This is a genomic window from Halopseudomonas formosensis, from assembly GCF_900115905.1.
Classification (GTDB): domain Bacteria; phylum Pseudomonadota; class Gammaproteobacteria; order Pseudomonadales; family Pseudomonadaceae; genus Halopseudomonas; species Halopseudomonas formosensis.
In genome coordinates this window covers 458,445-478,791 of the sequence record NZ_FOYD01000001.1, presented here as the reverse complement: position 1 = coordinate 478,791, position 20,347 = coordinate 458,445, and the positions used below count along the sequence as shown (strand labels likewise).

General features: G+C 64.1%; 14 protein-coding genes, 2 tRNA genes and 1 pseudogene. 9 read left to right on the top strand and 8 right to left on the bottom strand.

Going from position 1 to position 20,347, the window contains the following annotated elements; all coding sequences use genetic code 11:
* Positions 1-9 precede the first annotated feature (9 nt).
* The 6 genes from BM046_RS02265 (at position 10) to BM046_RS02240 (ending at position 8,514) form a co-directional block, all read left to right on the top strand.
* Positions 10-1,224 (top strand): DUF3426 domain-containing protein, encoded by a 1,215-nt coding sequence (locus tag BM046_RS02265; protein WP_090536542.1) that lies wholly within the window; start codon positions 10-12, stop codon positions 1,222-1,224.
* Positions 1,225-1,318: 94 nt separating this feature from the next.
* Positions 1,319-2,362 carry a tRNA dihydrouridine synthase DusB gene (gene dusB, locus BM046_RS02260; RefSeq protein WP_090536540.1) on the top strand — a complete coding sequence of 348 codons (1,044 nt, stop codon included), beginning with the start codon at positions 1,319-1,321 and terminating at the stop codon, positions 2,360-2,362.
* A 62-nt stretch (positions 2,363-2,424) separates the two neighbouring features.
* Positions 2,425-2,685 carry a DNA-binding transcriptional regulator Fis gene (gene fis, locus BM046_RS02255; protein WP_090536881.1) on the top strand — a complete coding sequence of 87 codons (261 nt, stop codon included), beginning with the start codon at positions 2,425-2,427 and terminating at the stop codon, positions 2,683-2,685.
* Positions 2,686-2,715: 30 nt separating this feature from the next.
* Entirely contained in the window at positions 2,716-4,323 is a 1,608-nt protein-coding gene (gene purH, locus BM046_RS02250) for a bifunctional phosphoribosylaminoimidazolecarboxamide formyltransferase/IMP cyclohydrolase (RefSeq protein ID WP_090536538.1), read from the top strand.
* A 31-nt stretch (positions 4,324-4,354) separates the two neighbouring features.
* On the top strand, positions 4,355-5,635 hold the full coding sequence (gene purD, locus BM046_RS02245; protein WP_090536536.1) for a phosphoribosylamine--glycine ligase: 1,281 nt from the start codon (positions 4,355-4,357) through the stop codon (positions 5,633-5,635).
* Between the two features lie 137 nt (positions 5,636-5,772).
* Positions 5,773-8,514, top strand: coding sequence for a response regulator (locus BM046_RS02240; protein WP_143084134.1), 2,742 nt, complete (start codon positions 5,773-5,775; stop codon positions 8,512-8,514).
* Between the two features lie 212 nt (positions 8,515-8,726).
* Here BM046_RS02240 and BM046_RS02235 read toward each other — a convergent pair.
* The 8 genes and pseudogenes from BM046_RS02235 to rnr all read right to left on the bottom strand — a co-directional run.
* Positions 8,727-10,898: pseudogene (locus BM046_RS02235) on the bottom strand (YgiQ family radical SAM protein); the annotation flags it as partial.
* A gap of 16 nt (positions 10,899-10,914) precedes the next feature.
* A complete protein-coding gene (dnaB, locus tag BM046_RS02230; protein WP_090536530.1) occupies positions 10,915-12,315 on the bottom strand; it encodes a replicative DNA helicase in 1,401 nt (466 codons plus the stop codon).
* A 152-nt stretch (positions 12,316-12,467) separates the two neighbouring features.
* Complete coding sequence (rplI, locus tag BM046_RS02225; RefSeq protein ID WP_090536528.1) at positions 12,468-12,914, bottom strand: 50S ribosomal protein L9; 447 nt, start codon at positions 12,912-12,914, stop codon at positions 12,468-12,470.
* A 19-nt stretch (positions 12,915-12,933) separates the two neighbouring features.
* A complete protein-coding gene (locus BM046_RS02220) occupies positions 12,934-13,842 on the bottom strand; it encodes a YybS family protein (RefSeq protein WP_090536526.1) in 909 nt (302 codons plus the stop codon).
* A 40-nt stretch (positions 13,843-13,882) separates the two neighbouring features.
* Positions 13,883-14,113, bottom strand: a complete 231-nt coding sequence (gene rpsR / locus BM046_RS02215) for a 30S ribosomal protein S18 (RefSeq protein ID WP_090536524.1) — start codon at positions 14,111-14,113, stop codon at positions 13,883-13,885.
* Positions 14,114-14,153: 40 nt separating this feature from the next.
* The gene (gene rpsF, locus BM046_RS02210; RefSeq protein WP_090536522.1) at positions 14,154-14,585 is read right to left on the bottom strand and encodes a 30S ribosomal protein S6; all 432 of its coding nucleotides are present in this window, start codon (positions 14,583-14,585) and stop codon (positions 14,154-14,156) included.
* Positions 14,586-14,778: 193 nt separating this feature from the next.
* Positions 14,779-15,522 carry a 23S rRNA (guanosine(2251)-2'-O)-methyltransferase RlmB gene (gene rlmB / locus BM046_RS02205; RefSeq protein WP_090536520.1) on the bottom strand — a complete coding sequence of 248 codons (744 nt, stop codon included), beginning with the start codon at positions 15,520-15,522 and terminating at the stop codon, positions 14,779-14,781.
* Between the two features lie 12 nt (positions 15,523-15,534).
* The gene (gene rnr / locus BM046_RS02200; RefSeq protein ID WP_090536518.1) at positions 15,535-18,078 is read right to left on the bottom strand and encodes a ribonuclease R; all 2,544 of its coding nucleotides are present in this window, start codon (positions 18,076-18,078) and stop codon (positions 15,535-15,537) included.
* Positions 18,079-18,258: 180 nt separating this feature from the next.
* Between rnr and BM046_RS02195 the strand changes: the two genes are divergently transcribed.
* The 3 genes from BM046_RS02195 to BM046_RS02185 all read left to right on the top strand — a co-directional run bounded on the left by BM046_RS02195 (position 18,259) and on the right by BM046_RS02185 (position 20,346).
* A tRNA-Leu gene (locus BM046_RS02195) sits at positions 18,259-18,345 on the top strand.
* Between the two features lie 42 nt (positions 18,346-18,387).
* A tRNA-Leu gene (locus BM046_RS02190) sits at positions 18,388-18,474 on the top strand.
* 102 nt (positions 18,475-18,576) lie between these two features.
* Positions 18,577-20,346 (top strand): SLC13 family permease, encoded by a 1,770-nt coding sequence (locus BM046_RS02185; RefSeq protein WP_090536517.1) that lies wholly within the window; start codon positions 18,577-18,579, stop codon positions 20,344-20,346.
* The last annotated feature ends 1 nt before the right edge of the window (position 20,347 follow it).

Here is a 20,347-nt window from a genome sequence, read left to right as displayed (position 1 = left end):
GGTCATATCATGAGCGAGCTGCTGGTCACCCAATGCCCCCATTGCCAGACCCGTTTCCGGTTGACCCCGGAGCAGCTGGGTGTTGCCGGTGGGCATGTGCGCTGCGGTGCCTGCCTGGAAGTCTTCCATGCTGCCGATGCCGCGGCCGCCCTGCGGCCGGTCACACCCGCTCCGGTCATGGACACTGCGCAGCCCCCATCACCTGCTGCCCCGCCGCCGCGGGACGGCCTGCTCGACGATGATCTGGACGAACCGGACCTGGCCGCCCTCGGCCTGGACGAGTCGATCATCGACGAGATCACCCCGGCCGGCCCATTCGCCGATCTGCATGAGGAGTTCCTCACCACACCACCGGCCCGGGACTTCGGTCCCGACTTCGACCACCAGCGCAGCGGTCTCTCCGCAGTGCTCAGCGACACCGAAGGCTATGCCGACCGGGGTATCTTCCACCGGGATCAGCCTGACGCTGCCAGGGACGCAAACGGACCGACGGACACCGAGGTGGAAACGACGCCTCAGCCCGAGCCGCCACGGAATGCGGAACAGCAGTCATCGCACCTCGACAGCGAAGCCGATGATGAGCTGGTCGCCGAGCCGGAGCAGGACGCGCCGGACCTTGTTTCTGCGGCGATGGAGCCAGCCGGGCTGGATGAGGCCGACCCGGACCCGCGCCGGGAGCCCGAGGTCACCCCGCTCAACCTGGCCATGCTCGAGGAAGACCTGCTGGTGACAGCCGGCCGGCGTCGCCGCGCCCCCGGCTGGCTGTGGACAGTGCTTACCCTGGTAGCCCTGGCGGCGCTGCCGGCTCAGTATCTCTACTACCACTTCGATGCCCTGGCCCGCCACGAGAGCACCCGGCCCTGGCTGGAAAACCTGTGCCTGCTGGCCCGCTGCGAACTGCCGGCACGGGTCGACATCAGCCGCATCCGCAGCGCCAACCTGCTGGTTCGGCCCCACCCCGAATTTCCCAACGCCCTGGCCATTGACGTGATCCTGTACAACCGGGCCGACTTCGAGCAGCCCTTCCCGGTGCTGGAGATGCAGTTTGCCGACACCGGCGGCCGCCAGGTTGCCAGTCGCCGTTTCCGACCGGAGGAGTATCTGTCCGGGGAGCTGGCCGGCGTCCGGCTGATGCCTCCACAGACCCCCATACATATCGGGCTGAGCATGCTCGATCCCGGAACACAGGCCCACAGCTACCGTCTGGAATTTCTCAGCCCCTGAGCAGCTGGTCAAATTTCAGCCAGACAGTCTTTATATGGATGCCGGTAGCGGGTATGATAGCCGCCCTCTTCACTTTTTCTGACCCAGCCCGAACATGCCTGCAGTTCTGGGGCATGCACCATTGACCGCGGAGTACAGGGATAGGCCAGCTGTGATCAAGATCGGACCCCATCAAGTTACCAGCCGCGCAATCCTGGCCCCCATGGCCGGCGTTACGGATCGTCCGTTCCGCCGCATGTGCCGGCAGCTGGGTGCCGGGCTGGTGGTCTCCGAGATGGTCACCAGCGACACACGCCTGTGGCACAGCCGCAAGTCCCGCCAGCGTCTGGACCACCGCGGCGAACCCGGCCCCCGCTCGGTGCAGATCGCCGGTGGTGATCCCCAGATGATGGCCGATGCTGCCCGCAGGAACCGTGACAACGGGGCCGAGATCATCGATATCAACATGGGCTGCCCGGCCAAGAAGGTGTGCAACAAGGCCGCCGGCTCCGCCCTGCTGCGCGACGAGCTGCTGGTGGCCGAGATTCTCGAGGCGGTGGTCGCCGCCGTGGATATTCCGGTCACCCTGAAGATCCGCACCGGCTGGGACGAAGACAGCCGCAATGGCGTGCGGGTGGCCCGCATAGCCGAGCAGAGCGGCATTCAGGCCCTTGCGGTTCATGGTCGCACCCGCAACCAGCTGTATACCGGCGAGGCCGAATATGACACCATCGCCGAAATCCGACAGGCCATCCGCATTCCACTGTTTGCCAACGGGGATATCGACTCCCCGCAGAAGGCCAGACAGGTTCTGGAGTACACCGGGGCCGACGCGGTCATGATAGGTCGGGCGGCCCAGAGCCGGCCCTGGATCTTCCGCGAGATCGAACACTATCTGCGCCATGGCGAGGTACCGGCCGAGCCCGGCCTGGCCTGGCAGCAGCAGCTGTTGCTGCAGCATCTGGACGCCCTGCACGAGTTCTACGGCCCCGAGCAGGGTGTGCGCATTGCCCGCAAGCATGCGGGCTGGCAATTGCAGTCGTTACCCGGCGCGGACGAGTTCCGTCGCAGCTTCAACCGCATGGAGTGCGGTGATGAGCAGCGCCAGGCAATCCAGCATTTCTTCGCCCGTTTGATGGAAGGAGGCCTCGCGGCATGAACGACGTAACCACAGCCCTGAAATACGGAAATCCTACCGTGACCGACACCACCGACCCCGACATGCCGACTCCTGCCACGGGTGCGCTGACGGCCCCCCAGACCCTGCGCGACAGCGTGGAACTGGCCCTGCGCAACTACTTCGAGCACCTTGACGGCCAGGACGTGACCGACGTGTACAACATGGTGCTGGCCGAAGTCGAGGCGCCCCTGCTGGAGAGCGTCATGGATTATGTCCGGGGCAACCAGACCCGCGCTTCCGAGGTCCTGGGTCTCAACCGCGGCACCCTGCGCAAGAAGCTCAAGCAGTACGGCCTGCTGTAACCCTTTTTTATCAACCCTGATGGAATTGCAATGACCGACCAAACCACCCGCCTGCCGGTACGTCGTGCGCTGATCAGCGTTTCCGACAAGACCGGCGTTGTCGACTTCGCCCGTGAACTCAGCGCCCTGGGCGTGGAAATCCTTTCCACCGGCGGCACCTGGAAGCTGCTGCGCGACAACAACATCAACGTCGTGGAAGTAGCCGACTACACCGGCTTCCCGGAAATGATGGATGGCCGGGTGAAAACCCTGCACCCGAAGATCCATGGCGGCATTCTCGGTCGCCGCGATCTGGACGGCGCGGTCATGGCTGAGCACGGTATCCAGCCGATCGACATGGTGGTGGTCAACCTCTATCCCTTCGCCGCAACCGTGGCCAAGCCGGGCTGCACCCTGCCCGAGGCGATCGAGAACATCGATATCGGCGGCCCGACCATGGTCCGCTCCGCCGCCAAGAACCACAAGGATGTTGCCATCGTGGTCAACGCCGACGACTATGGTAACGTGCTGGCCAGCCTGCGGGACGGCGGCCTGACCTATGCCCAGCGCTTCGATCTGGCGCTGAAGGCCTTCGAGCACACCGCCGCCTATGACGGCATGATCGCCAACTACCTGGGCACCATCGACCAGACCCGCGACACCCTGAGCACCGAAGACCGCGCCGCCTTCCCGCGCACCTTCAACACCCAGTTCATCAAGGCACAGGACATGCGCTACGGTGAGAACCCGCACCAGAGCGCGGCCTTCTACCGTGAGGCCCAACCGGCCGAAGCCGGCATCGCCACCGCGGTCCAGCTGCAGGGCAAGGAGCTGTCCTACAACAACGTCGCCGACACCGATGCCGCTCTGGAATGCGTGAAGAGTTTCACCAAGCCGGCCTGCGTCATCGTCAAGCACGCCAACCCCTGCGGCGTGGCTGTGGTTCCCGAAGACGAGGGGGGCATCCGCAAGGCTTATGATCTGGCCTTTGCCACCGACAGCGAGTCGGCCTTCGGCGGCATCATCGCCTTCAACCGCGAGCTGGACGCCGCCACCGCCAGCGCCATCGTCGAGCGCCAGTTCGTCGAGGTCATCATTGCCCCCAGCGTCAGCGCCGAAGCCCGCGAAGTGGTCGCGGCCAAGGCCAACGTGCGTCTGCTCGAATGCGGCCAGTGGCCGGCTGAGCGGGTTCAGGACCTGGACTACAAGCGGGTCAACGGCGGCCTGCTGGTGCAGAGCCGGGATACCGGCATGATCACCGAAGCCGACCTCAAGGTAGTCACCAGGCGGGCACCCACCGAGCAGGAAATCCACGACCTGATTTTCGCCTGGAAAGTGGCCAAGTTCGTCAAGTCCAACGCCATCGTCTACGCCAGGAATCGCCAGACCGTGGGCGTCGGCGCCGGTCAGATGAGCCGGGTCAACTCTGCCCGCATTGCCGCGATCAAGGCCGAACATGCCGGCCTGCAGGTAGCCGGTGCAGTGATGGCCTCCGATGCCTTCTTCCCGTTCCGGGACGGCATAGAGAATGCGGCCGCCGCCGGTATCCGCGCGGTGATCCAGCCCGGCGGCTCGATCCGTGACGAGGAAGTCATTGCGGCGGCCGACGAAGCGGACATTGCCATGGTGTTTACCGGAATGCGCCACTTCCGCCACTGAGCAACCCCAGATACAGGTTTGAGGTAACAGAATGAACGTATTGATTATCGGCAGTGGCGGGCGTGAGCACGCGCTGGCGTGGAAGGTGGCCCAGGATGCGCGCGTGGAGAAGGTGTTTGTCGCTCCGGGTAACGCCGGCACCGCCACCGAGGCCAAGTGCGAGAACGTCGCCATCGACGTGCTGGAACTGGACAGGCTGGCCGACTTTGCCGCAGCCAATGTCGAGCTGACCATCGTCGGCCCCGAGGCCCCCCTGGTGGCCGGGGTGGTGGATCTGTTCCGCGAGCGCGGGCTGAAATGCTACGGCCCCACCGCCGGCGCCGCCCAGCTGGAAGGCTCCAAGGCCTTCACCAAGGATTTCCTGGCCCGTCATGGCATTCCCACCGCCAGCTACGCCAACTTCACCGAGGTGGAGCCGGCCCTGGCCTACCTGCGCGAGAAGGGTGCTCCCATCGTCATCAAGGCCGATGGTCTGGCCGCCGGCAAGGGCGTGATTGTCGCCATGACCCTCGAGGAAGCCGAAGCCGCCGTGCGCGACATGCTGTCGGGCAACGCCTTCGGTGAGGCCGGTTCCCGGGTGGTCATCGAGGAATTCCTCGATGGCGAGGAAGCCAGCTTCATCGTCATGGTCGATGGCAGCAACGTGCTGCCCATGGCCACCAGCCAGGATCACAAGCGCGTCGGCGACGGCGACACCGGCCCCAACACCGGCGGCATGGGCGCCTACTCCCCGGCGCCCGTGGTCACCGATGCGGTCCACCGGCGGGTGATGGACGAGATCATCTGGCCGACCGTGCGCGGCATGGCCGCCGAGGGCAACGTCTACACCGGTTTCCTCTACGCCGGTCTGATGATCGACCGCAGCGGCGCGCCCAAGGTCATCGAGTTCAACTGCCGCTTCGGCGATCCCGAAACCCAGCCGATCATGCTGCGTCTGCAGAGCAGCCTGGTGGAGCTGGTCGAGGCCGCCCTGGACGGCCGGCTGGACCAGACCCGGGCCCAGTGGGATCCGCGCCCGAGTCTGGGCGTGGTGCTGGCCGCCGGCGGCTACCCCGGCGACTACCGCAAGGGAGATGTGATCAGCGGCCTGGCGCAGGCAACCAGTCCGGACGGCAAGGTCTTCCACGCCGGCACCGCGCTGCGCGACGGCCAGGTAGTGACCCAGGGCGGTCGGGTACTCTGCGCCACCGCGCTGGGCGGCAACGTCCAGGCCGCGCAACAGGGTGCCTATGCGCTGGCCAAAGCGATCCACTGGGATGGCTGCTTCTACCGCTCGGATATCGGTTATCGGGCCATCCAGCGGGAAAGCTGAGCAGATGCTGCGCGCCGTTCGCACCATCCGGCGCGCAGATCATCGGGGGATGGCAGGACGTCGTCCTGCCAGCCTTGCACTGAGCGTTCCCCCTCCGCAGAATAGGTGCTGGATTGACCAGGGACAGGACAGGTAACGTGAAGCGTACGCTCGGAGTTTTGCTCAGCGCTCTGCTGGGCCTGTGGCTGCTTGTCGGCAGCTGCTGGCCCAGTAATGCCGGTGCGCCCGAGGGTTATCAGTCCTTCGTGGATACCAGCGGCCAGCTGACGCTCAACGATATCCTCTCCAACCGCTACGCCAATCTCTTCGTGCCCACGGCGGAAAGTCCGCTGAAGGTTCCGGGCGCCGGTGCCGCGCTGTGGATCAACGTGCCGCTGGAGCACGCCACCACCTACCTGCTGGAACTGCACAACCCCAGCATTGCCCGCATCAACGTCTATCTGCTGCAGGACGACCTGCTGCGGGTCAGCCATTCATCCGGCATCGCTGATCCCCGCGCCAGCATTCCCCTGCCCCATGGCGGCTTCGCCTTCCCGATTAACGTCACCGAGAGGGACGGCAAGAAGCTGCTGGTGCGGCTGCAGAATGACTACCCCATGACCACCCACCTGACCATGGTGCCGCTGAGCGAGGTCACCCGGGTGCACATACGCCACCAGTCGGTGCAGGGCATTCTCGTCGGCCTGCTGCTGGGCACCGCTCTGACCGCCCTGCTACTGGGAACCCTGCGTCGCGATCCGCTGCATCTGCTGCTGGGCATCAGCGCGGCGCTGTTCGCCCTCAGCGGCTTGACCGGCGTGGGCTGGGCCCTGCACAACTGGAGTTTCCTGCATGGCCAGACCGGCAATCTGCTGAGCCTGGCCGGCTTCATCGTGCTCAGCGCCGGGCTGCACGGTGCCATGCCCCTGCCCGGCACCACCGGGAGCCGCGCCGAACGCATCATCATTCTGGTGGTCGGCACCCTGATCCTGTCGATCAGCATTGCCCAGCCAGCCAGCATCCAGATGGTGCTGTCCGGGCTGCGCATTGTGCTGCCGGGACTGATGCTGGCGCTCATCGCGGTGGCCCTGGTGCGCCGCAATCCGGTCGACCCGCTGTTCACCGCCGGTACCCTGCTGCTGACCTCCAGCTGGCTGCTGGAGCAACTGCTCGGCCTGCCGCCCCATGGAATCACCCAGCACCTGACCGACCTGCTGCTGTGGGGTTCCCTGTTGTGCTATTCGTGGAGCCAGTTCCGTCAGCAGCAGGCCCACACTCTGATCCAGATCACGCAGCAGCATGAGCAGGCCTCGGCCAGGGAGCACCGCGAGGCGCGGATCCGCTTCCTGGCCCGCATCAGCCATGAGCTGCGCACCCCCATGAACGGCGTGCTGGGCATGTCCGAGCTGTTGCTGGACACCGCACTGTCGTCCAAGCAGCGCGATTATGTGCAGACCATCCACAGCTCCGGCAACGACCTGCTCAATTTGATCAACGATGTCCTGGATCTGTCCCGCCTGGAATCCGGGCAACTGACCCTGGAGAAGATGCGCTTCGACCTGCATTCGCTGATCGATGACTGTCTGGAGAACTGCCGTACCCGCCTCAATCACCAGCCGGTCGAGCTGATCAGCTTCATCCATCCGGATGTTCCGCGCTCCATGGAAGGCGACTCGGCCCGGCTGCGGCAGATCATCATGAGCCTGCTGAACAACGCCAATGCCAACACCGAGGAAGGCGAGATACTGCTGGTGGTGGCTGCCGAGGAGCAGGCCGACGGCTCGCAGACCCTGCGGCTGGTGGTGCAGGATACCGGTCACCCCATGGGCGCCGAGGCACGCGGCAGCCTGCTCGAGGCAGCCGCCCCCACCGGCCTGCTGGTGGACATGATGGAACGCCAGGGGCAGCTGTCACTGTACATCTCCCAGCAACTGGTGCGCATGATGGGTGGGCAGATCGGCATCAAGGAGTCCTCCGAGCAGGGCAACTCCATCTGGATCACCCTGCCGGCCGAGCTCATCGACACCCCGGATGACTCCAGCCGCCAGAGCCAGTGCCTGACCGACCTGAACATCCTCATCGTCGATGACAACGCCACCTGCCGCAAGGTGCTGCAGCAACAGGCCAGTGCCTGGCACATGCTGCCCCGCACCGCAGCCAGCGGCCGCGAGGCCCTGGCCATGCTGAGGGCCCAGGCCAACCTGAACAATCCCTTCGACATCCTGCTGCTGGACCAGTCGATGCCCGGGATGACCGGTCTGGAGCTGGCCAGCAAGATCAAGGACGACCCGCTGATCGGCGACGACCTGCTGATCATCATGCTCACCGGCATCAATCAGCTGCCGAGTCGCATCATCGCCCGCAATGCCGGCATCCGCCGGGTACTGAACAAGCCGGTGTCCGGTTACACCCTGCGTACCACCCTGATCGATGAATGGTTGCAGTTCAAGCAACGCAGCCGGGTGACCCCCGCCGTCGAGGAGCCCGGTGAGGCGTCCGAATCGGACTTCCAGGTGCTGGTGGCCGAAGACAACGCCATATCCAGCCGCGTGATCCAGGGCATGCTGGCACGGCTGAAGGTCTCCTGCGATGCGGTGAACAACGGGGAAAAGGCGGTACAGGCGGTTCAGAGCGGCAATTACGATCTGGTGCTGATGGACTGCGAGATGCAGGGCATGGACGGCTTCACGGCGACCAGACATATCCGCGACTGGGAGCAGCGGCAGGCCATGTCACCGGTGCCCATCATCGCCTTGACCGCACACATCCTGCCCGAGCACCGGGAGCGCGCTCGCCAGGCCGGAATGACCGGACACATGGCCAAGCCGGTGGAGCTGGCCCAGCTCGAAGCGCTGCTCAATCACTGGAAGGCATCGCGCCGACCGGGCCGGGTCAGCTAGACATTACAGCTCAGGCGCAGACGTTTCGTTCAGACTGGCCCCGCTGCAGGCGGCAGCGTAGGTGGCCAGCAACTGGCGGGCAAGTGCATTCAGGCTCATGACAGTCCCTCCTCGGTGAGTTCCCGTTCATCTTCGCCGAGCCTGCGGGTGGCGGCCATTGAATCCTCTCAATGACCGCCATAGACGCCGGCTCAGCGTGCCGGACGGCCTCCCCCGCGCTTGCTGCGCCGGCCAGCACCGGTGTCGCGGGGCGGCAGACCGGTATGCTGGGTGAGCAGACGGCCCTTCACCGGTCGGCCCCGCCCCGCGCCTGAACGGGCAGCACCCTGCCCCTCCACCGCCGGCTGCCAGGTCGGAATCAGATGCTGCTTGCTGTTGCCGATCAGATCGGCACGCCCCATCTCGGTCAGGGCCTCGCGCAGCAGCGGCCAGTTCTTCGGGTCATGGTAGCGCAGGAAGGCCTTGTGCAGCCGGCGCTGGCGCTCGCCCTTGACCGTGCCCACAGCCTCGCTCTTGTAATCCACCCGGCGCAGCGGGTTCTTGCCCGAGTGGTACATGGCGGTGGCCGTGGCCATCGGCGAGGGATAGAAGGCCTGCACCTGGTCGGCACGGAAACCGTTGCGCTTGAGCCACAGGGCCAGGTTCATCATGTCCTCGTCGGTGGTCCCCGGGTGGGCCGCGATGAAGTACGGGATCAGGTACTGCTCCTTGCCCGCCTCCCGGCTGAACTTGTCGAACATCCGCTTGAAGGTATCGTAGGTGCCTATCCCCGGCTTCATCATCTTCGACAGGGGGCCTTCCTCGGTATGCTCGGGGGCAATCTTCAGGTAGCCGCCGACGTGATGGGTGACCAGCTCCTTGACATACTCAGGCGAGCGCACCGCCAGGTCGTAACGCAATCCGGAGGCGATCAGCACACGCTTCACCCCGGGCAGCTCCCGGGCCTTTCGATACAGTCCGATCAACGAGGAATGATCGGTGTTCAGGTTCTCGCAGACCCCGGGCCAGACACAGGACGGCTTGCGGCAGGAGGCTTCGATCTCGCGGCTCTTGCAGGCCAGCCGATACATGTTGGCGGTCGGTCCGCCCAGGTCGGACACGGTACCGGTGAAGCCGGGGACCTTGTCCCGCATCTCCTCGATCTCGTGGAGGATGGACTCATGGGAGCGGCTCTGGATGATACGGCCCTCGTGCTCGGTGATGGAGCAGAAGGTGCAGCCACCGAAGCAGCCACGCATGATGTTCACCGAGAAGCGGATCATCTCGTAGGCCGGAATCTTCTCGTCCCCGTAGGACGGATGCGGCACCCGGGCGTAGGGCAGCCCGAACACGTAGTCCATCTCCTCGGTGGTCAGGGGTACTGGCGGCGGGTTGAACCAGACATCCCGTTCACCATGGCGCTGCACCAGCGCCCGGGCGTTGCCGGGGTTGGTTTCCAGATGCAGTACCCGGTTGGCATGGGCATAGAGCACCGGATCGTTGCGCACCTTCTCGTAGGACGGCAGGCGGATCACGGTGCGATCACGCTCGATGCGCGGATGGGGCAGCAGTTCGACCACCTGCACCTCCTCCTCGGACTGCGGCTCCGTCCCCCTGGCCTGCTCCACCGCGCAGGCGGCGGCATCCTGGGTGTTGACGTAGGGGTTGATGATCTTGTCTACCCGGCCCGGGCGATCGACGCGGGTGGAGTCCAGCTCGAACCAGCCCTCGGGCGTGTCCCGGCGGATGAAGGCGGTGCCGCGGATGTCGGTCAGCTTGCTCACCGGCTCGCCGGCCGCCAGACGCTGGGCGACCTCGACCACGGCGCGCTCGGCGTTGCCGTACAGCAGCAGATCGGCCTTGGTGTTGATCAGCAGCGAGGGGCGCACCTTGTCCTGCCAGTAGTCGTAGTGGGCGATCCGCCGCAGCGACGCCTCGATACCGCCGAGGATGACAGGCACGTCCTTGTACGCCTCCCGGCAGCGCTGGGCATAGGGCACGCTGGCCCGATCGGGCCGCTTGCCGGCCTTGCCACCGGCTGTATAGGCGTCGTCCGAGCGGATCTTGCGGTCGGCGGTGTAGCGGTTGATCATCGAATCCATGTTGCCGGCGGCCACACCGAAGAACAGATTCGGCTTGCCCAGCTTCATGAAGTCATCCTTGCTCTGCCAGTCCGGCTGACTGATGATGCCGACGCGGAAACCCTGGGCTTCCAGCACCCGGCCGATGATGGCCATGCCGAAGGACGGGTGATCCACGTAGGAGTCGCCGGTGACGATGATCACATCGCAGCTGTCCCAGCCCAGCAGGTCCATCTCCTCCCGACTCATGGGCAGGAAGGGCGCCGGGCCGAAACACTCGGCCCAGTAACGGGGGTAGTCGAACAGGGGCCGTGCCTGGGGCATGGTTAACGCCATGGGGTTATTCCTCTCCGCCCTGGTAGCTGCCAGGTGCGAGATTTTCAAATCGTGTGTACTTGCCGATGAAGGCCATGCGGCAGGTGCCGATGGGCCCGTTACGTTGCTTGCCGATGATCAGTTCGGCGATACCCTTGTCCTGGGTGTCGGGGTGGTAGACCTCGTCCCGGTAGACGAACATGATCACGTCCGCGTCCTGCTCGATCGCACCGGACTCGCGCAGGTCCGAGTTGATCGGACGCTTGTTCGGGCGTTGCTCCAGGGAGCGGTTGAGCTGGGACAGTGCCACCACAGGCACGTTGAATTCCTTGGCCAGCGCCTTGAGCGAGCGGGAGATCTCGGAAATCTCGTTGGTACGGTTCTCCGAGGAGGCGCCGCCGATGCGCATCAGCTGCAGGTAGTCGATCATGATCAGCGACAGGTCGCCGTGCTCGCGCACGACCCGGCGGGCCCGGGCGCGCATCTCCATCGGCGACAGGCCGGCGGTATCGTCAATGAACAGCTTGCGGTCGTTGAGCAGATTCACCGCCGAGGTCAGGCGCGGCCAGTCCTCGTCGTCCAGACGGCCGGAACGCACCTTGGTCTGGTCGATCCGCCCCAGGGACGACAGCATACGCATGATCAGGGACTCGCCGGGCATCTCCAGGGAGAACACCAGCACCGCCTTGTCGCTGCCCAGCACCGCGTTCTCCACCAGGTTCATGGCGAAGGTGGTCTTGCCCATGGAGGGGCGGCCGGCGACGATGATCAGGTCCGCCGGCTGCAGGCCCGAGGTCATGTTGTCCAGGTCGGTAAAGCCGGTGGACAGCCCGGTAATGGAGCCTTCGCTGTTGAACAGGGTATCGATCCGGTCAATGGCCTTGGTCAGCAGGGTATTGACCGATTCGGGACCACCGCTCTTGGGTCGGCTCTCGGCGATGGCGAAGATCTTGCGCTCGGCCTCGTCCAGCACCTCGTTGGGCTGCATGCCCTTGGGATTGAAGGCCGTCTCGGTGATTTCCGTGCTGACGCTGATCAGTTGGCGCATGGTCGCGCGCTCGCGGATGATCTGTGCGTAGGCACCTATGTTGGCCGCCGACGGCGTGTTCTTGGCCAGCTGACCGAGGTAGGCCAGACCACCGACCTGGTCGATCAGCCCTTCGCGGTCCAGTTCCTCGGCCAGGGTGACCACGTCGAAGGGCTGGTTGCGTGCCGCCAGACCGACCAGCGCGCGGAAGATCAGGCGATGATCATGGCGGTAGAAGTCGGACTCGCTGACCAGCTCGGCGACCCTTTCCCAGGCAGCGTTGTCCAGCATGACCCCACCGAGGACCGCCTGTTCGGCTTCGATCGAATGCGGCGGGATTTTCAGAGCAGCAGTCTGGAGGTCCAACTCGGGGCGCTGGGCATAGATCTGATCAGTCATGGGCTCAAGCTCAGGGACAATTTGGCAGGCTGAAAACGACAACACGGCGCCTGTCGGAGACAGGCACCGTGTCCAAGTCTACCAGAGCCACCCGCCGACCCGCGACCACAGGTCGGGGCGGCGGACGGACTCCTGCTAAGGCGCTGTCGCGCTTAGCCGGCAACCACTACCACTTTGACGGTGGTTTCAACGTCGGTGTGCAGCTGCACAGCCACGTCGAACTCACCCACATTGCGCAGCGGGCCTTCCGGCAGACGTACTTCGCTCTTCTCCAGCTCAACGCCAGCGGCGGTGACGGCATCAGCGATGTCGCGGGTACCGATGGAGCCGAACAGCTTGCCTTCCTCACCGGCGTTAGCGGCGATGGTGACGGTCAGATCAGCCAGCTTGGCTGCACGGGCTTCAGCCTCGGCAGTCTTCTCGGCAGCGATCTTTTCCAGCTCAGCGCGACGCGCTTCGAAGGCTTCGATGTTGGCGGCAGTGGCCGGAGTTGCCTTACCGAACGGCAACAGGAAATTGCGAGCATAGCCAGACTTCACGGCGACCTTGTCGCCCAGGCTGCCCAGATTCGCGATCTTTTCGAGCAGGATAACTTCCATTGCGATGACCTCTTTGAATTCAACCTTGGCTGTTCGGGTCGTCATCACCGCGCGGACCGGAGCGCCGCATGCGTGAGCGAAAATCGAACAGACTGTCTACAAATGCCAAAAACATAATCAGGGGGTAGGCGAAGCGCAAAAACAGAATCAGCACAACATAGATTCCGATCAGCCAGCCCCTACCCAGATTCCTTGCCCCTACAACACCATGCAGCAGTGCCAGCCCGGCGATCAGCAAGGGCACACTGGCTACCGGCGACAACATCGCCAGCGACGGCCACTGCGGCGCCAGGACCACCAGCACCAGCAATCCGATACTGGCCATGACCGGCAGTCGCAGCTGATGGAACTCCTGGCGAAAACCACCGGGGTTGTACAGCCCGGCCTGCCAGTACCGACCGATCATCAGACTGATCAGGGCCATCAGCATGTGCGTGGCGCCCAGCACACCGCCGAGCACGGGGATCATCAGCTGGTCGAGACGGGCCAGCAGCTGTGCCCGCTCCGTATCTTCCAGCTGGACGCCCATCTGCTCCAGCAGCTGCGGCAGCATCTCGCGAAAACTGCCGGCCAGCGCTTGCAGGGGTTCACCCAGCGCTCCCAGTAACAGCAGGGCGTAGAGCAATCCCAGAGGTACTGCCAGCAGCAGCACCCGAACCCACTCATTGTGCTGGCGCAGTATCAGCGCCAGCCCGGCGGTGCCGGTAATCACCAGCACGGGGGTCAGATCGCCGACTACCGCCCAGACCACTGCGGGCAGCAGACCCCAGGCAAGAATCGGTAACGCATCGGACAGGCCGCGACGCAGGATGACCAGCGCCAGGGCCGCCGCACTGAACCAGAACAGCAGAGGTATCGCCGCCGCTATGGCTACCGCGAGGGTGGCTTCCCTGCGGCCGCGCATGATGTATTCAGCCAGACCTCGCATACCGGTTCAGTATCCCCTGATTACAGGTTCAGACTGCTGCTCAGCGACCGTGGCTGTCGGTGTAGGGCAGCAGGGCCAGGTAGCGCGCACGCTTGATAGCGACGGCCAGCTGGCGCTGGTACTTGGCCTTTGTACCGGTGATACGGCTGGGTACGATCTTGCCGGTTTCGGTGATGTAGGCCTTCAGGGTGTTGAGATCCTTGTAATCGATCTCTTTAACGCCTTCAGCGGTAAAACGGCAGAACTTTCTGCGACGGAAAAAACGTGCCATGGCAGCGTCTCCTTTTTAACTGGAATGGGAACCGAAAAACTTACTCGTCGTCACCGTCGGTGTCGTCAGCGTCGTTGCTGTCGTCAGCCTCGTTGGCGCTGTCGTTCTCGTCGGAACGCTCGCGGCGCTCACGGCGCTCGCCACGACCGGAATCTTCCGGCTTGAGCATGTCGGACTGTTCGGTGATGGCTTCGTCACGGCGGATGACCAGGTTACGGATAACGGCATCGTTGTAACGGAAGTTTTCGGTCAGCTCTTCCAGTGCCTTGGCGCTGCACTCGACGTTGAGCATGATGTAGTGAGCTTTGTGGATCTTGTCGATCGGGTAAGCCAGTTGACGGCGGCCCCAGTCTTCCAGGCGGTGGATCTTGCCGCCGTCTTCTTCGATCAGCTTGGTGTAACGCTCAACCATGCCGCCGACCTGCTCACTCTGATCCGGATGAACCAGAAATACGATTTCGTAATGACGCATTAGGTGCTCCTTACGGGTTATAGCCAGCCACCCAAATGGTCTGGCAAGGAGTAGAACTTCAGTTTGGGGCGGCCATTCTAGAGAAGTGGCCCGGAACTGGCAAGGAAAAAGCGTGACTGCCGCAGGAAATCAGCCGTTCCTGCGGTAGCGGGTGCCCGCCTCGGAGACATGGCACCCGCACGGAAGGAGTCCGTCAGCGGACCGCGCGCTGTCGCACCGCCTCGAACAGGCAGATACCGGCGGCAACCGAGACGTTGAGACTGCTCACCGCGCCGACCATCGGCAGCTTGGCCAGATAGTCGCAGTGTTCGCGGGTCAGACGTCGCATGCCGGTACCTTCGGCGCCCATGACGATGACCGTAGGCACCGCCAGATCGATATCGTACAGCAGCTGCTCGGCCTCGCCGGCCGTACCCACGATCCAGAGACCGCGCTGCTGCAGCTGCTTGAGCGTGCGCGCCAGATTGGTCACAGCTACCAAGGGCACCGTTTCAGCGGCACCACAGGCGACCTTGCGCACGGTCGGCGTCAGGCTGGCGGACTTGTCCCGGGGAATGATCACCGCCTGCGCCCCGGCCGCATCGGCACTGCGCAGACAGGCGCCCAGGTTGTGCGGGTCGGTGACACCGTCGAGCACCAGCAGCAAAGGCACCCCATCGAACTTGTCCAGCAGATGCCCGAGCATTTCCTCGGACCACAGCTGGCTCGGGGAGACCCGGGCCACGACACCCTGATGCACACCGCCATCGGCCAGCCGATCCAGCTCCTCGGGCAGTACCCGATCAACCTCTACCGACTCGCTCGCGGCCAGCTCAAGTACCGCCTGGATGCGGGCATCCAGACGACCACGCTGCACCAGCAGCTGCCGCACGCGCCGGGGGGCGCGCTCGAGCATGGCCTGCACAGCGTGCAGGCCGTATACGTGTTCGTCGCTCATTGATGATGTCGCTTATCTGTTACTGGCCTTGCGCTTGCGCGGTCCGGCGGAGGGGGTGTCACCACCCTTGCCGCCCTTGCGCGGGCCGCTGGACGTCTCGCGGCTGCCGGACCTCCCCTCTCTGGCCGTACCTTTATTGCTTCGACTGCCTTTGTCCCCGGCCTTGCGAGCCTCCTGGAGCAGTTTCTCGCGCACGGCACGACTGTTGTCGACGCGGTCTGCCTTGCCGTCGTCACTGGCCATCTCGAAGTCGATTTTGCGCTCATCGAGATCAACCCGTGCGACCTTCACGCGGATCGAGTCACCCAGACGGAATACCCGCCCGGCACGCTCGCCGGTCAGCGTGTGCTGTACGGCATCGAAGTCGTAGTAGTCCGCCGGCAGTGCGGTGATGTGCACCAGGCCCTCGACGTAGATGTCAGTCAGCTCGACGAACAGGCCGAAGCTGGTCACCGCGGTGACCAGGCCATCGAAACTCTCCCCGACCTTGTCCTGCATGAACTCGCACTTGAGCCAGCTGACCACGTCGCGACTGGCCTCATCGGCCCGGCGCTCGTTCTGCGAACATTGCTCGCCCAGACGCTCCAGCTCGGCAAGGTCGTAGGGATAGATGGCCGCCTTGGGCAGGGTGCCGGCGCCGGCACGGCGAACCAGATCGGTCTTGCGCCGAGAGCGGATCACCGAACGGATGGCGCGGTGCACCAGCAGGTCCGGATAGCGCCGGATCGGCGAGGTGAAGTGCGTATAGGCCTCGTAGTTGAGACCGAAGTGCCCGGCGTTGTGCGGGGTGTATACCGCCTGACTCAGAGAGCGCAGCATCACGGTCTGGATCAGCTGGGCGTCAGGACGATCCTGAACCCTGGCCAGCACCGCCGCATAATCCTCGGGGGTCGGGTCACCCTTCTTGCGCGTCAGCGACAGCCCCATGGATCCGAGGAACTGGCGCAGTCGCTCGACCTTCTCCGGCTTGGGCCCATCATGCACCCGGTACAGCGCGGGAATGTCCAGTTCCTGCATGAAGCGTGCAGTGGCCACGTTGGCGCACAGCATGCATTCCTCGATGATCTTGTGCGCATCGTTGCGCACCGTCGGCAGAATCTCGGCGATCTTGCGATCCTCACCGAACAGCATGCGTGTTTCGGTGGTTTCGAAGTCGATGGCGCCACGCCCCTGACGGGCCTTGGCCAGTGCCTTGTAGAGGTCGTACAGATTCTTCAGGTGCGGCAGAACCTCGGCGTACTCCTCATTCAGCGCCTTGGCCTCGCGGCTGCGCGGATGCTCCAGCATGGTCGAGACCTTGTTGTAGGTCAGCCGCGCATGGGAATGGATGACCGCTTCGTAGAATTCGAAGTCGGTCAGCTCGCCGGTCTTGGAGATGGTCATTTCGCAGACCATGGCCAGACGGTCGACACCGGGCATCAGCGAACAGAGACCATTGGAAATGGCCTCCGGGAGCATGGGGATCACTTCACTGGGGAAATAGACCGACGTGCCGCGCAGCTCGGCCTCGGCATCCAGCGCCGAGCCCAGGGACACGTAATGGGAAACGTCGGCGATGGCCACGTAAAGCTTCCAGCCACCGGCGAACAGCCGCCAGCCACTGGCCTTGCGCGGTTCGCAGTACACCGCATCGTCGAAGTCGCGGGCATCTTCACCGTCGATAGTCACCAGCGGCAGATGGCGCAGGTCGACGCGCTTGGCCTTGTCCTTCTCGGCCACCTGGTCGGACAGCTTCGCTGCCTCGTCGAGCACTTCCTGGGGCCAGACGCTGGGGATATCGTAGCTGCGCAGTGCAACCTCGATCTCCACACCCGGCGCCATGTAATCACCGACAACCTCGATCACCTCGCCGGTGGCCTGACGGCTCATGGTCGGCCAGTGGGTGATGCGCACCTCGACATACTGGCCGGGCTTGGCACCACCGGCGCTGCCGGGGGCGATGACCACTTCCTGTTTGATGCGAGCGTTGTCCGCGGCGACGAAGCCGATGCCGCTTTCCTCGTAATAGCGCCCCACCAGAATCTCGTGGGCACGCTCGATGACTTCCACAACGGCACCTTCACGGCGACCGCGGCGGTCAACACCGGTGACCCGGCCGAGCACCCGGTCACCATCGAATACCAGGCGCATCTGCGCCGGACCGAGAAACAGATCCTCGCTGCCGTCGTCCGGCACCAGGAAGCCGAAGCCGTCCCGGTGCCCCTGGACCCGACCGCTGATCAGATCGAGCTTGTCCACCGGCGCATAGGCGCCACGGCGGGTATAGATCAGCTGACCGTCGCGCTCCATGGCGCGCAGGCGCCGACGCAGGGCCTCGATGCTGTCTTCATCGTAGAGCCCGAATTCCTGCTGCAACTGGGCACGGGTCGCCGGCGCGCCACGCTCGGCCAGGAGGCGGAGAATGAGTTCGCGACTGGGGATGGGATTATCGTATTTCTCTGCTTCACGCTGGGCTGCCGGATCCAGTTCGGTCCAGCTGATCGGGTCGGCAGAGCTCGACTCGACAGCATTGCTCGGTGCGGGCACCGAGACTTGAGGTTTGGTCTTTTTCGTCATAGACGCCTATTGAACCGCGAAACGCGGTTTCTTGCACCAACTATTTCCCGACGGGAGAATTATTTTTGCAAACAGGGGTTTACAAGGTTTTGCCTGCTGCGTATCATTCGCGCCGTCAACAAGACATCGTTGCGCCGCGGAACAGACAGGTTCAGCATAGCAGAGATGTACGAAAGACATGCCCAGGTGGTGAAATTGGTAGACACGCTAGCTTCAGGTGCTAGTGGCTTCACGGCCGTGGAAGTTCGAGTCTTCTCCTGGGCACCAATTCAAGGCGACTGAACCTGTTCAGTCTCCACTGCAGTACCCGCCCAGGTGGTGAAATTGGTAGACACGCTAGCTTCAGGTGCTAGTGGCCTCACGGCCGTGGAAGTTCGAGTCTTCTCCTGGGCACCAATCTGAACAAAGCCGAGCTCATGCTCGGCTTTGTCATTTTTCCCCTCCCCTATTGCGTAGAGAACAGGCTATCGTTAGCTGACGAGCTTGGGGGAAGCACGCATGACAATCGAAATCGCGCTGGTACTGGGCATCGCCCTGGTGGCGGTCCTGTTGTTTGCCACGGAGAAACTGCGCATCGACGCCGTGGCCCTGCTGGTCCTGTCGGGGCTGGCCATTCTCGCACTGGTCAACCCGGAGCAGGCACTGAGCGGCTTCAGCAACCAGGCGACCATCACCGTAGCGGCAATGTTCGTCCTTGCCGCCGGCCTGCAGAACAGCGGCGCGCTGTCGGGCATCGGTCGACTGCTGAGCCAGGCCAGATCGCCATTCCTGTTTCTGCTCACACTGTTCGGGGTACTCGCGGTAGTAGCCCCCTTCGTCAACAATACCGCGGTAGTGGCGGTATTCATGCCCATCGTCATGACCGCCACGGCCAGCATCGGCATGTCCGCCTCCAAGGCGCTGATCCCCCTCTCCTATGTATCCCAGATGGCGGGCGTCTGTACCCTGGTCGGCACCTCAACCAACCTGCTGGTCAATGCCATGGCCAAGGACCTGGGGCATCCCGGGTTCACCATGTTCGAATTCACCCCCCTGGGGGTCATCTGCTTCTTCGCCGGGTGTTTCTACCTGCTGACGCTGGGCCGCTGGCTGCTGCCGCGCACACGCGCTACCGAGCTGGTGGAGCATTACGAGCTGGGCAAGTACATCACCGAGCTGCGGGTCATGCCGGATTCCTCGCTGATCGGCAGCTCGGTGGGCGAGGCCAAGCTTGGCGAGGAGTTCGGCGTCTACGTACTGGAACTGATCCGCGGCGATGAGAAGGTCTGGTCGCCGCGCTCCCAGGTACTGGAGGAAGGCGACGTGCTGATCGCCCGGGGCGACTGGTCGAAACTCGATGAGCTGAAGAACCGGACAGGCCTGGAGATCAACTCCGAATTCCAGCTGCGTCAGCGCACCCTGGAGGAAGGCACCCAGCAGGTGCTGACCGAGGTCATGATAGCCCCGCGTTCACGATTGATCGGCGGCAGTCTGGGCGTGCTGGACCGACGCTGGCAGCATAACGCGACAGTCCTGGCCGTGCACCGCCGCGGCGAGGTTTTACGCAAGCAGCTCAAGGAGGTGCGCCTGAACGTAGGCGACGTGCTGCTGATGCTGATGCCCGAGAGCGAGATGCCGGCGCTGCGCCAGGACGCCAACGTCATAGTGCTCAGCCAGCGCGACCATGACCGGCCCATGGGCTGGCGCGCCCCCTTCGCCCTGATCACCATGATCATGGTGATCGCCATCTCCGCCATCGGTTGGGCACCGATCGCGATCACCGCTCTGGTCGGGGCGGTGGCCATGACCCTGGCCGGCTGTCTGGACGCCGACGAGGTGTATGACGCCATCGACTGGCGCATCATCATCCTGCTCGCCGGCCTGCTGCCGCTGGGAGTGGCCATGAGTCAGAGCGGTGCCGCCGAGTTCGTGGTGGCCAACACCCTGGGGCTGGTCAGCGACTTCGGTCCACTGGTGGTACTGGCGGTGCTCTACCTGATGGCGCTGCTGCTTACCGAGTTCATGAGCAATGCTGCCGCGGCGGTCATCCTGACGCCTATCGGCATGTCCACAGCCAAGCTGATGGGGGTCGACCCGACCCCCTTCCTCATCGCCGTCACCTTCGCCGCCTCCACCAGCTTCGCCACACCGGTCGGTTACCAGACCAATACCATGGTCTACAGCGCCGGCGGCTACCGCTTCGTGGACTTCATCAAGGTGGGCCTGCCGCTGAACCTGATCTTCTGGGTATTGGGAGTGATCTTCATCCCGATATTCTGGCCGTTCTGAG

What these genes read in the sequence shown, in the direction of transcription:
- purH (WP_090536538.1), top strand. Translation starts at nt 2,716, where the DNA reads ATGACCGACCAAACCACCCGCCTGCCGGTACGTCGTGCGCTGATCAGC.
- rpsR (WP_090536524.1), bottom strand. Translation starts at nt 14,113, where the DNA reads ATGGCACGTTTTTTCCGTCGCAGAAAGTTCTGCCGTTTTACCGCTGAA.
- BM046_RS02265 (WP_090536542.1), top strand. Translation starts at nt 10, where the DNA reads ATGAGCGAGCTGCTGGTCACCCAATGCCCCCATTGCCAGACCCGTTTC.
- purD (WP_090536536.1), top strand. Translation starts at nt 4,355, where the DNA reads ATGAACGTATTGATTATCGGCAGTGGCGGGCGTGAGCACGCGCTGGCG.
- BM046_RS02185 (WP_090536517.1), top strand. Translation starts at nt 18,577, where the DNA reads ATGACAATCGAAATCGCGCTGGTACTGGGCATCGCCCTGGTGGCGGTC.
- rpsF (WP_090536522.1), bottom strand. Translation starts at nt 14,585, where the DNA reads ATGCGTCATTACGAAATCGTATTTCTGGTTCATCCGGATCAGAGTGAG.
- fis (WP_090536881.1), top strand. Translation starts at nt 2,425, where the DNA reads ATGCCGACTCCTGCCACGGGTGCGCTGACGGCCCCCCAGACCCTGCGC.
- dusB (WP_090536540.1), top strand. Translation starts at nt 1,319, where the DNA reads ATGCCTGCAGTTCTGGGGCATGCACCATTGACCGCGGAGTACAGGGAT.
- rnr (WP_090536518.1), bottom strand. Translation starts at nt 18,078, where the DNA reads ATGACGAAAAAGACCAAACCTCAAGTCTCGGTGCCCGCACCGAGCAAT.
- rplI (WP_090536528.1), bottom strand. Translation starts at nt 12,914, where the DNA reads ATGGAAGTTATCCTGCTCGAAAAGATCGCGAATCTGGGCAGCCTGGGC.
- dnaB (WP_090536530.1), bottom strand. Translation starts at nt 12,315, where the DNA reads ATGACTGATCAGATCTATGCCCAGCGCCCCGAGTTGGACCTCCAGACT.
- BM046_RS02220 (WP_090536526.1), bottom strand. Translation starts at nt 13,842, where the DNA reads ATGCGAGGTCTGGCTGAATACATCATGCGCGGCCGCAGGGAAGCCACC.
- rlmB (WP_090536520.1), bottom strand. Translation starts at nt 15,522, where the DNA reads ATGAGCGACGAACACGTATACGGCCTGCACGCTGTGCAGGCCATGCTC.